The 12442-nt window shown below is 32.7% G+C and carries 10 protein-coding genes; all 10 read right to left on the bottom strand.

The window, feature by feature from the left end; genetic code table 11:
- Positions 1 to 90 precede the first annotated feature (90 nt).
- Positions 91 to 1059, bottom strand: coding sequence for a glycosyltransferase family 2 protein (locus J3R86_RS03045; RefSeq protein WP_207518006.1), 969 nt, complete (start codon positions 1057 to 1059; stop codon positions 91 to 93).
- Between the two features lie 123 nt (positions 1060 to 1182).
- A complete protein-coding gene (locus J3R86_RS03040; protein ID WP_207518005.1) occupies positions 1183 to 2022 on the bottom strand; it encodes an aldo/keto reductase in 840 nt (279 codons plus the stop codon).
- 233 nt (positions 2023 to 2255) lie between these two features.
- Positions 2256 to 3542 carry a group II intron reverse transcriptase/maturase gene (gene ltrA / locus J3R86_RS03035; protein WP_207518488.1) on the bottom strand — a complete coding sequence of 429 codons (1287 nt, stop codon included), beginning with the start codon at positions 3540 to 3542 and terminating at the stop codon, positions 2256 to 2258.
- Positions 3543 to 4093: 551 nt separating this feature from the next.
- On the bottom strand, positions 4094 to 5446 hold the full coding sequence (locus J3R86_RS03030) for a hemolysin family protein (RefSeq protein WP_207518004.1): 1353 nt from the start codon (positions 5444 to 5446) through the stop codon (positions 4094 to 4096).
- Positions 5447 to 5660: 214 nt separating this feature from the next.
- The gene (nagA, locus tag J3R86_RS03025; RefSeq protein WP_207518502.1) at positions 5661 to 6848 is read right to left on the bottom strand and encodes an N-acetylglucosamine-6-phosphate deacetylase; all 1188 of its coding nucleotides are present in this window, start codon (positions 6846 to 6848) and stop codon (positions 5661 to 5663) included.
- A gap of 392 nt (positions 6849 to 7240) precedes the next feature.
- The gene (locus J3R86_RS03020) at positions 7241 to 9199 is read right to left on the bottom strand and encodes a PTS fructose transporter subunit IIABC (RefSeq protein WP_207518003.1); all 1959 of its coding nucleotides are present in this window, start codon (positions 9197 to 9199) and stop codon (positions 7241 to 7243) included.
- Positions 9200 to 9204: 5 nt separating this feature from the next.
- On the bottom strand, positions 9205 to 10125 hold the full coding sequence (pfkB, locus tag J3R86_RS03015) for a 1-phosphofructokinase (RefSeq protein WP_207518002.1): 921 nt from the start codon (positions 10123 to 10125) through the stop codon (positions 9205 to 9207).
- Positions 10103 to 10885, bottom strand: coding sequence for a DeoR/GlpR family DNA-binding transcription regulator (locus J3R86_RS03010; RefSeq protein ID WP_207518001.1), 783 nt, complete (start codon positions 10883 to 10885; stop codon positions 10103 to 10105). The genes pfkB and J3R86_RS03010 overlap by 23 nt, the downstream gene beginning before the upstream one ends.
- A gap of 348 nt (positions 10886 to 11233) precedes the next feature.
- On the bottom strand, positions 11234 to 11716 hold the full coding sequence (gene ybaK / locus J3R86_RS03005) for a Cys-tRNA(Pro) deacylase (RefSeq protein ID WP_207518000.1): 483 nt from the start codon (positions 11714 to 11716) through the stop codon (positions 11234 to 11236).
- A 126-nt stretch (positions 11717 to 11842) separates the two neighbouring features.
- Complete coding sequence (locus J3R86_RS03000) at positions 11843 to 12289, bottom strand: hypothetical protein (protein WP_207517999.1); 447 nt, start codon at positions 12287 to 12289, stop codon at positions 11843 to 11845.
- Between the last annotated feature and the right edge of the window lie 153 nt (positions 12290 to 12442).

Raw genomic sequence — 12442 nt, 5'->3', positions numbered from 1 at the left:
AGTGTCAATAGCGTCTTATCTATATCTTTCTTAATCACAAAAATTCCCTACAAAGACAAGTAAGTCATCTTTGTAGGGTTTACATAACTATTATTTTTCATCATAGTATCGCACATCAGGTTGTGTTAAATCGGTCGTCTGGATAATATATTTTGGTCGACGCTTAACTTCATAATAAATTCTACCTATATATTCTCCAACAATCCCTATTGAAATGAGTTGTATACCACCCAGTAGTAAAATAGCTGCTATAGTTGTGAAATAACCAGGAATATTTATGCCAGATATTAAAATATTAATAAATAGATAAATGATATATAAAATACTAATTGAAAAAATAAATAATCCTAGATATATCATCACTCGTAAAGGTTTATTATTAAAAGAAATTAATCCATCAATACCATAATTTAACAGTTTCGCAAAAGACCACTTTGATTCCCCTTGTTGTCTTTCAATATTTTGATACGTAAAAACTTTAGTATTATAACCAATCCATTCAAATAAACCTTTTGAAAAACGATTGTATTCATCTAATGACGCAATAGCTTTGACAGCTCTTTGACTTAATAATCTAAAATCACCAACACCATCGGCAAATTGTACTTCTTCAACAAAATTATTAACTAATTTGTAATAAGCTCTAGTCATCATTTTGCGACTCAAATTTTCACCATCACGATTTCTTTTGGCAATAACTTGATCATAACCTTCTTTAAAGCCTGTTATCATTTCTGGTATATATTCTGGTGGATGCTGTAAATCACAATCAATCATAACAACGGCATCATAATTTTGACTATGTTGAAAACCTGCTATCATAGCTGCTTCTTTACCAAAATTACGACTAAACGAAATATAATTGACATGCTTATCTTTTGCAGCTATCTCTTGTATCTGATCAATCGTCATATCCTTACTTCCATCATCAATAAATAATAAATTATAATGATAATTTTGTAATTCACTGTCTTTAGTCATGATTGTTGTCAGTTTCTTATATGTTGCTGCTAAAACTTCTTGTTCATTATAACAAGGTATGATGACCCTTATCTCCATTTGTGTCCATCCTTCTCACCTAATTACTTAGAATTAAGTGATATTTTATTAATGCTCTATAACAATAAGTACTTCATTTTTATTAGTCCACTTCAACTTATACAAATAATTATTTGTTTATGATTATTTTAAATCACCAATTTTAACTTCATCTGGGTCTTTACCTTGTCGTGCATTTTTATTTAAACTATCTATTTCAGCTACTTCAGTTATTTCTAAATTAAAATCAAACAAATTATAGTTTTCACGAATTCGTTCAGGTGTTTTAGATTTAGGAATAATAATTCTATTATGCGCTAAATGCCAGCGTAATACTATTTGAGCAGGCGTTTTTTGATATTTTTCAGCTAATTTAACTATAACAGGATCTTCTAGTAATCCTCTATTTCTCATTAATGGCATCCATGCTGTTACTTTAATGTCATGGTTATCGCAAAAATCTTGTACATCTTGTTGATTAAAATATGGATGTAATTCAATTTGATTAATCATGGGCTTAATGTTAGTATGGGCCATTAATTTTTCTAAATGATGTTGTTTAAAATTGCACACACCAATCGCTTTAATCTTACCTTGCTCGTAAAGTTCTTCCATCGCTTGATAACTTTCTATAAATAAACCGTCAGCTTCACAAGGCCAATGAATTAAAAATAGATCTAAATAATCTGTACCTAAATGTTCTAGTGATTTATTAAAGTATTCAAACGTCTTGTCATATCCTTGATAATCATTCCATAATTTAGTTGTGATAAATAAATCTTCACGTGCAATATCACTTTGCGATAACGCACGGCCTAATGATTGTTCATTGCCATAAAAATAAGCGGTATCAAAGGCACGATATCCAGCATCTAGTGCTGTTGTGACTACTTTTTCCATCTCATCGTCATCTATTTTATAAACACCTAAACCAACTGATGGCATTGGATAGCCATTATTCAAAATTTGGCTGTCATTTATCATTTATATTCGCTCCATTCATAAAAATATACTTATACATAACATACCCCAAAAACATCTACTAACTCAATTAAAAGTACAAAAATATATATCAATTTATAAAATATATGCAATTAGAAAATTCCTCACATTTAGCATCAACGCATTTGTTACAAACAAAATCGAGTAGGAGGATAACCATTATTTGATTATCCGTCCTCTCACACCACCGAGCGTACGGTTCCGTACTCGGCGGTTCAATATCTTGCGTAAGCCGTCTCTGCGAGTTGGGTTAATGGTTCTAACCCCCACTTGTAGAGACGTTTTGTTGTAAGTGCACGATGAACTTCATGCGTTGATGATAAGCGCCAGTATTTCTTTCTTGAATTGGCAATTTTCATTGCACTCTTATGGTCAAGTCCATACTTACGTAACATCTTATATTTGGTTTTTATTCTTTTCCATCTTTTGAGGATTAGTTGTCTAATGCGTCGGTTTAACCATGATTGTAACTTCGTTACAAAACCTGTAATAAATCCTTTACCAAAGTAATTTATCCACCCTCGTGTTACTTGATTAATTTCTGATATAATCTCTTTAAAGGTACCTGGTCTATTTCGTTTCGTTAGACGTCTTAAGGTGCGTTTTAAATTTCTTCTTGCTTCCATAGTCGGTCTGAAACGATAAGTGCCATTTACTTTGGTCATTAGACAACTCAAGAACTTTAAACGTGTGATAGAACCTACCTTGCTCTTTTCACTATTTACAATAAGTTTAAGGTCTTTTTCGATAAACTTTGTCACACTTTCCATGACACGTTGACCCGCTCGTTTTGTACGTACAAAGATGACGAAGTCATCTGCATAACGAACAAAGCGATGACCACGTTTCTCCAATTCATTATCTAATTCGTGAAGATAAATATTACAAAGTAACGGGGAAATAACACCACCTTGCGGTGCACCTATTTCTCTACTTCGATAATTACCATTGAGGTCGATTGCACCAACCTGTAGGCTTCTACGAATAAATTTAGAAATGGCTTTATCTTGAACATGTCGTTCAAATAGATACATTAATTTATCATGGTTCAACATATCAAAGCACTGTTTTAAATCACAATCAACTGCAACTAAGTAACCTTCTTCATAGTATGTTGCACATTCTTTAAGTGCAGTTCCTGTACTACGATTCGGTCTAAAGCCATGACTGTGTTTTGAGAAAGTACGGTCGATACTAGGTTCAATGACTTGTTTAATGGCTTGTTGGATAACTCTGTCTCTTGCGACAGGGATTCCAAGCACGCGCTTTTTCCCATTTGATTTAGGTATTTCAACCTTTCTTACTGCTTGTGGCTTATACGTGCCATCAAGCAGTTTTTGTTTAATTTGTGGAAAGTATTTTGCGAAATGTGATGTTAATTCACTTACTCGCATGCCATCGATGCCAGGTGCACCGTTGTTTTTCTTCACTTTCTTAATTGCTTTTTGTATATTATTCTCTCTTACAACAAGCTCCATCATAGATGGAGACTCACGATACATTTCTTTCATTTCACCTAAGATTTACTGTACGCACTCATATATCCTTTTTCGTTCCACTACTTATCTTTCTATGAGTTGCCAATCATTAATTGTATTCTGTACGTTGTAAATCTCTAACCTCCATTCTTTACTTTGTATGAATATTGTTCAGTCCTTCAGTATTTCTACCTACTATGACCTCTGCTGACTTCTCATCATTCGTTATTACTACGATTTTTTTATCGCTGATGAGACCTCCCCGGGTAAGAGTAACCACTTTCCACTCATTCCACTGCATCATTTACTATATAGAACTCGGGTAGTATCGGACTTTATCTTGTATTGCAGATTCATCCATTCCACATAGCCTTGTATGATATTTCTGTTCGTCAGTGCGAGTGTTTGCGTCCGACTTCCTTCAGATTCCATTTCACAATGGACACCCTTGTCTTTCGCTAACAGTTCCTACTACCAAGCCTGTAACGGACTTTCACCGTCTAGTAATTACCCATGCCGGGCGCACAATAAAAACAGCTTAAGATTTCATCAATCTCAAGCTGTGCATTTTACTCTTATTCAGATTTTTCGTCTACTTCATCATCTTCACCAATCGTCGGTCTTGTTGCATTAAATTCATAATTTAAGATTACCCAAACAATTTGATGATTATCAATTTCAGATACTACCCAACGATCATAGGTTGTGTTAACAAAATCATCTTTTTGTAGATTCGTATTACGTGACTGTAACCAGCCACCAATCGTATCAATATCATCTGAGTCTTCAAATTCAATGCCAAAGTCATCAGTTAAATCATCTAACAACACTCTGCCATTAATTTGGAATGTTTTATCATCAATCTTAACGATATCATTGACTTCATCATCATCAAATTCATCACGAATTTCACCAACAATTTCTTCTAGGATATCTTCCATTGTTAAAATACCAGCTGTACCACCATATTCATCAATAATTAAACTAATATGTACATGTTCACGTTGCATTCTAATTAATGCATCACTGATACGTGTAGTTTCAGAAATCATAGGCAATTCATGAATATAGTTTGCAATTTTAATAGGTTTCCCAGAAGCATACTCAGTTAAAAATTCTTTAACATTAATAAAACCTTTAATATGGTCTTTATCACCATCATCAGAAATTGGATAACGTGTAAACTGATGTTCTTTAATTGTTTCAAGTAATTCATCTACATTGAATGGTTCATTTAGCGTTACCATTTGTGTTCTAGGCACCATGATATCTTTGGCATGCCTTTCATCAAATGAAAAGATATTTTGCATATATGCCAATTCTGTTTGGTTAATTTCTCCACCATTATAACTATTATTAATAATAATTTTAATTTCTTCTTCTGACATAGCGTCATTTTGAGCATCTGGATCAACACCAAACATTCTTATAATAACACGAGCCGAACCATTCATTAACCAAATTAATGGTTTCATAATATTACCAAAATAAAATAATGGACGTGCATATAATAAGGCAATGCGTTCTGTATGTTGAATAGCTAATGATTTAGGTGCTAATTCACCTAAAACTACATGTAAATACGTCACAATAATAAATGCTACAGCAAATGAAATTGTTGTAATTAATGCACTAGGTAAATGCATTGCTTCAAATAAAGGACGTAAAAGTTTATTAAAAGTCGGTTCTCCTAACCAACCTAAACCTAAAGATGTTACTGTGATACCTAATTGACATGCTGAAAGATAATAATCTAAGTTTGCAATCATTGCTTTAACAATTTTAGCTGGCTTATTACCTTCATCTGCTAATTGCTCTATCCTTGTTGCTCTAATTTTTACTAATGCAAATTCTGATCCTACAAAGACAGTAGTTAATGCAATTAATAAAATAAATATAATCAAACTAATTATGGTCGAAGTCTCCAAGTTTGTTCCCTATATCTAGGGATTCACCTCCATATAATGTGTGTCACTGATGGGTAACACGTATTCTTTATTATCTACGTAGTTGCTGATAAGATTACATGCTATGGCCTTCCCATTGCGACACCTCCGAAAAAAAATGTATTGCTTCTATTTTAGCACAATATTTTATGCTTTTGTAAATAAATGATATACCTTTTATATTTCAATATATTATTTAATAAGGCTTATAGTTATGCTTTTTACCATTTTTTATGGTGGTTAAAACATCGATGTGATCATTTACGATAACTAAATCAGCATCTTTATTTTCTTTAATACTCCCTTTACTATCATCAAAATTTAAAGCAATAGCCTGATTTAAACTCGTTACACGCCATAACTCTTCTATAGAAGTTTCGGTATAGTTAAGTAAATTGTGCAAACCTTGATTCATTGTTAATATACTTCCCGCTAATGTTCCATCAGCTAATCTAGCTTCATTATCCTTAACAATAACATTTTGTCCACCAAGATCATAATCTCCATCAGGCATACCTTTTGCACGCATAGCATCAGTGATTAAATAAAAATGTTTATTGCCTTTTAATCGATAAGCAATTTTTACAGCTGCTGGATGAGCATGTATGCCATCTACAATTAATTCTGTATTAAGCTGTTCATTTAACCACGCTGCACCAAACACCCCTGGCTCTCTATGGAGGAATGGTGACGCAGCATTGTATAAATGGGTAATATGTTTCGCACCATTCATGGCCGCTTCATTTGTTTGATCAAAAGTTGCAATTGTATGACCGATTGAAAAAATAAATTCATCTTTCAAATCATTTAATGTCTGCAATGCACCTTCTACTTCCGGAGCAAAGGTAATAATTTTTATTAAACCATTAGCAGTTTGTTGGAAGTTGCGAATTTTCTCACTAGAAGGTCGCTGAACAAATTGTGGATGTTGTGCACCTACTTTATGTTCAGAAATAAACGGTCCTTCTAAATGTACACCGATGATTTCTGCGCAGTCATCATTACTTTGTTGTTGACTATAATTAGCAATATTACTTAAAGCTTTTGTAATGTTATCAGTTGATTGTGTCATAGTTGTTGCTAAGAATGACGTTGTACCTTCTGATAGCAATGACTGTGATAAATGTTGCAAACCTTCAAATGATGCATCCATGGCGTCTTCACCATAACCACCATGAATATGAATATCTATAAAACCAGGTAATATATGATGACCTTTGGCATCGATCATTTCGACATGCTGACGTTCATTAACATCAAGTTGTTGAACAAAATCCCCTTCCCCAACTTTCTTAATTTTGCCATCACAAATATGTATATAACCTTGTTCAATTTTCCCATGTTCTGTATAAACATTACCATTATAAATGATTGTTTGTGACACGTTATAACCTTCTTTACTCAATTTTTCCTTAAAGTCAGTCATTATTTTACTATATGTTTAATTATTCTCATATTAATATACTATAAAAAGTGGATAATCTAACAATTTATTATCTAAACTGTAACTGTTTTATATCAGTCAATTTGACTTTGATACCATTCGTTCTATAGTTATAACAACATCTCATAGCGAGATCAAAATCAATTGAAAGATGCGATAATTAGTCTATTGCTAATATTTATGGTTCTATCCCAAATTATACTAATACATAGAGAACTCTATTTATATCTACTAAATTTAATAACCTACCAAAGTAAACCAATATAAATCCTAAGGGCAAAATAAAAAACAGAAGTTGAAACGCTTAAGTCTCAACTTCCGTTATATCTTAATTACTCATCCATTGCTTCAGATGCTTCAATTTCAGTCTGTGTTACTTTTGGTTTTAAAATACCATACATTAACGCTGAAACAACCGTTCCAACTACTAATGCCAATAATGTTTGTAAAATGTGTGAGAAGTCAGTTCCTACAATTACAAAGATACCACCATGAGGTGCTGCAATTCTTGAACCTAAACCTAACGCAATTGCTCCACCAACACCTGAACCAACCATCATTGATGGAATGACACGTAATGGGTCAGCTGCTGCAAATGGAATAGCACCTTCTGTAATAAATGATAAGCCCATTACATAGTTTGGAATAATAGATCCTCGTTGTTCTTTAGTAAATTTACGTTTGAATATTAACATTGCTGTTGCAATGGCTAATGGCGGAATCATACCTCCGACCATAGCTGCTGTTATTGGTGCAGCATTTCCTTCAGTTAAGGCTGCTGTCGCAAAAACATATGCTGCTTTATTGAATGGACCACCCATATCAATCGCCATCATAGCACCAATAACTAAACCTAATAACATAATATTTGAACCTGATAAACTATTTAAGCCATTTAATAATAAATGATTGAGCCATGAAGCTGGTGGATTAAAGACATACACCATTAGTAATCCAGTTGCTGAAACTGTCAGTAAAGGATAGATAAGCGTAGGTTTCAATCCTTCTAATGATTGAGGTAAGTTACGAACTAATGCTTTAACACCTTGAGTTAAATAACCTGCTAAGAAACCTGCGATAATACCACCAATAAATCCTGAACCACCAGAAATTGCTAACATACCACCAACAAGACCAGCTGCAAATCCTGGTTTATCAGCAATACTACGCGCAATGAATCCAGCTAAGATAGGAATAATTAATGCAAAGGCACTCTTATTACCAATGTTCCACAATTGTTCTGCAAAGGCATTATACTCAGAACTCTTTGGATCAAATGAGTTAGCACCGAATAAGAATACTATTGCCATAATAATACCACCTGAGATTACAAGCGGTAACATATTAGAAACACCATTCATCAAGTGCTTATAAAATGCTTTTCCTGGACTTAATTTTTCGTTATTGTTATCTGAAGCAGCTTTATGATTACCATCACGAGCTACAAATGGTTTACGACTTGTATCTAAAGCCATATTGATTAATTCTTCTGGACGTTTAATACCGTCTGCTACAGGTACTTCAACAACGTTTTTACCATCAAAACGATCAGTATTAACATGAACATCTGCTGCAACAATAATACCTGTTGCACGTTCTATGTCTTGTTCTGTTAAATGATTTTTTATACCACCAGAACCATTTGTTTCTACTTTAATTTTTACGCCCATTTTTTCAGCTTGTTTTTTCAAAGCATCTCTAGCCATATAAGTATGAGCAATACCAGTAGGACATGCTGTAACAGCTAGTACATAAGGTTCGCTAGAATCTTTCACTTCATTATTCTGTGTATCAACAGCTGTAGCTTGTTGCTCTTGCTCTTCTTCTTTAGTAGCTTCATCATCAGCAGCATCTATAATTTGTAATACTTCTTCAGGTGTCGTTGCATTTAATAATTTATGACGGACATTTTCATCCATTAAAATACCTGATAATTTTGCTAGTGCATCTAAATGTGTTTGAGCGCCACCTTCTGGAGCTGCAATCATAAAGAATAAATGTGCTGGTTGCATATCTAAACTTTGATAATCTACACCTTGTTTTGATTTACCAAATGCGATTGCTGGAGATTTAACCGCAGCAACTTTAGCGTGAGGAATCGCAATGCCCTCACCAATACCAGTTGTACTTTGAGATTCACGGTTATGAATAGCTTCTTTAAATACTTTTACATCACTAAGTTTACCTGCTTTATCTAATTGATTAACTAATTCATCAATGACACCGTTTTTATCTGTGGCAGTTAAATCCATCGCAATTGTGTCTTTTGTCAGTAATTCAGTAATTCTCATTGAGTTCACTCCCCATCAAGTACAGAAATTGTAACTTGAGATTTTATTTTTTCTATATCATCTCTTGTGGCTAAGTCATCATTAAATGCGGTAGCAGTTCCACATGCAACTGCTTGTTGAAACGCTTGTTCAATAGATAAACCTTGTGATAACCCAGCAACCATTCCTGCTACAGTGCTATCACCAGAACCTACTGTATTAATAACGTTACCTTTTGGATTAACAGCTTTGATACTTTGCTTACTATCAATATAAATAGCACCATCTCCACCTAATGAAACGATGACAGATTTTGCACCCTGTTGTAAAATTTGTCGACCATATTTAACAACATCAAAATCGCTCGTGATTGTGGTGTTAAACATAACTTCTAATTCATCTTTATTAGGCTTGATAAACAATGGTTGATATGGCAATACAGTTTCTACTAATTCTTTTTCTGCATCAACTACCAATTGTGCACCAGTTTGTTGCGTAATTTTTGCAATTTGCGCATATGCATCACTAGGAATACTTGAAGGCACACTTCCGGCTACAATGACTACATCCGCTTCAGTTGTATTGCTAATCTGATTTAGTAAATCTTCAAATTGTTTTGTAGTAACATTAGGTCCCGGTGCGTTAATTTCTGTTTCTTGTCCTGTTTTTAATTTAACGTTAATACGAGTATCTTCATCCACTTCAATGAATTGTGCTTGAATATTACTGTTAATTAGTGTTTGAGAAATAAATTTCCCAGGAAAACCACCAGCAAAACCTAAAACAGTAGAATCTACATCTAAAGTTTTCAATACGCGAGAAACGTTAATCCCTTTACCACCTGCGAATTTATAAGTCTGTTTCGCTCTGTTTAATCCATCAATTTTAAAATCATCAGTAAACATGATGTAATCAATAGAAGGATTAAACGTTACTGTGTAGATCATATGAACCTCCTATAAAACTGTATTTATGAAGAAACTCTGCTGAGTCTTTGTTGTTCAATGCTTTATCTGAAGTGATGATTACTGTCTGATCATTAATAGAGACACGTGCAAAAAATACTTTATTAAACTTTGAATGGTCAATTAATATAAATGATTGATTTGCTAATTGAATCGCAGTTTGTTTCACTAATGCCTCTTGTTCATCAGGTGTTGTTAAACCAAAGCTCATATCTAAACCATTCATTCCTAAAAATGCTTTATCAAAACGATATCGTCGTAACGTTTCTACTGCACTAGAACCAACTGTTGCTAAAGTGTTGTCTTTAATTTGACCGCCTAACATTAATGTTTTAATACCTTGTTGTAATAAAACCTGTACATGGGTTAAGCCATTAGTAACTGCAATGACATTTTTTGCTTTGATATGTTTAATCATCTCTAAGGTTGTAGAACCGGCATCAATAAAAATACAATCATTGTCTTTAACTTGTTGAGCTGCAATTTTAGCTATGCTTTCTTTTTCTTCTAAATTAGTAGCCATTTTATCTGTCAAATTTGCTTCAACCATTCTATTTGATGTTAGCATTGCTCCACCATGAACTCGTTGCAATTTACCTTGTTCTTGAAGTTTAGATAAATCTCTTCTGATTGTAGAAGCACTACATCCTGTTCTATCAATGAGTTCTTGTAGCGTTAAAAAGTCTTTTTGACCTAATTGTTCTAGGATTAAGTCGTGTCTTTTTTCAGTTATTATCATCATCACCTCATCTCACTCTGTATTATAGTGTTTACGCTTTCACAAATCAATCAAAAGTTACCAAAAACTATCAAAAACAATCAAAATGTGACAGTAATTTTACAATGATCAAATAACAATTGCACTTTTAAAATTAAATTTCAATTATAAATCAATAGATATTTTCTATTTTTATATGCAGCTATTAATCAATTGCAGTCTATAATGATGTACATTTGCAAACTATAATCATATTCAGTGTCATTTTGATCGAACTATACCAATATTTTTCTGTCTTATAACCAAAATAAAAAAGTGTAAGATTTTCATCCTACACTTTCCAATTAAATCTAATAACATACAAAATATCTACTATTCATGAATAACATTTGCTACTGTCGCATTAGTAATTTGAATTAAATCATTAACACCTATAATGATTTGCATACCTCTTTGTCCACCACTAACATTTACTTTATCTATGTTTTCAATCGATTTATCCAATACAGTTGGGAATAAATGTTTCATTCCAATTGGTGAACACCCACCGCGCACATATCCTGTCACAGCTTTTAAATCGTCTAATGGCATTAAATGTAATTTCTTTTCATTGACTACATGAGCCGCTTCTTTCATATCTAAGTTTTTATTAACTGGTATTACAAAGACAAAATGGTCATGTTCTTGATTTTCTAATACAAGTGTTTTATACACTTCAGTTTCATTGGCATTGACAAGTTTAGCAATTTCTTCACCGCTAATATGGTGTTCAGGTACTTCAAACGTGTTAACTTGATAATTGATTTTGGCTCTATCTAACATACGCATTGCATTTGTCTTTTTATGCTTCGCCATTTTATCACCTCCACTAGTTATTAAGTCATCATTATTTTAGCACTACTAACAATATTTAATAAACACTTCGCTTGATAGAACTAAAAAGGCCAATAAGTAATTTAAACTTATCAACCTTTTTATACACTATTTACTTTGTAATATGCCCTGATGCGTTACTTTAATTGCTTTATTGTCTGCTTTATTCCCATTTGAATAGATATAATTAGATGCCTTGTCAGTATATTTAACATCCTTCAAATAAAATGTATCATTAACATGCCTCTTCACATAATTCGTCGCAATAACATGGCATTCTTGCTCTGCGAATTCTTTATTATTATCCATTATATCCACTTTATTATGTTGTTTATTAGTTTTATCAATTTCTGAAGCTTTAGCAGTTTTCATGTCGAATAAATTAAAATTTTCTTTCCCAGTTGAATGGGATAACGCATTAAATTTTGAAAATGTATTAATTGTTTGATGTACTTTTGCTAAGGCATCTTGGTTAGTTGCTAGAAAAAGTAACATAATTAAACATATCGTTAATAGCACTGCTACTATACTTAAAAAAATATTTTTAAAAGTCATCCCCTTACCCACATTTCTTAATTAATTTTCTCTATCTTAACATAGTTTTACTATTAAAAAGATATGTGGATTACAATTTAAAATGAATGTAATATTTGTAATGTTATTATTACTAATTATATTTATTTGTTACAAAATTTTATCAACTTGTCT

The sequence above is a fragment of the Staphylococcus simiae genome (assembly GCF_017357005.1).
GTDB classification, from domain to species: domain Bacteria; phylum Bacillota; class Bacilli; order Staphylococcales; family Staphylococcaceae; genus Staphylococcus; species Staphylococcus simiae_A.
This window is presented reverse-complemented; position numbering and strand designations above follow the sequence as displayed.

Coding starts and splice junctions, on each gene's coding strand:
- J3R86_RS03045 (WP_207518006.1), bottom strand. CDS start 1,059: ATGGAGATAAGGGTCATCATACCTTGTTATAATGAACAAGAAGTTTTA.
- J3R86_RS03040 (WP_207518005.1), bottom strand. CDS start 2,022: ATGATAAATGACAGCCAAATTTTGAATAATGGCTATCCAATGCCATCA.
- ltrA (WP_207518488.1), bottom strand. CDS start 3,542: ATGTATCGTGAGTCTCCATCTATGATGGAGCTTGTTGTAAGAGAGAAT.
- J3R86_RS03020 (WP_207518003.1), bottom strand. CDS start 9,199: ATGAGAATTACTGAATTACTGACAAAAGACACAATTGCGATGGATTTA.
- pfkB (WP_207518002.1), bottom strand. CDS start 10,125: ATGATCTACACAGTAACGTTTAATCCTTCTATTGATTACATCATGTTT.
- J3R86_RS03010 (WP_207518001.1), bottom strand. CDS start 10,885: ATGATGATAATAACTGAAAAAAGACACGACTTAATCCTAGAACAATTA.
- ybaK (WP_207518000.1), bottom strand. CDS start 11,716: ATGGCGAAGCATAAAAAGACAAATGCAATGCGTATGTTAGATAGAGCC.
- J3R86_RS03000 (WP_207517999.1), bottom strand. CDS start 12,289: ATGACTTTTAAAAATATTTTTTTAAGTATAGTAGCAGTGCTATTAACG.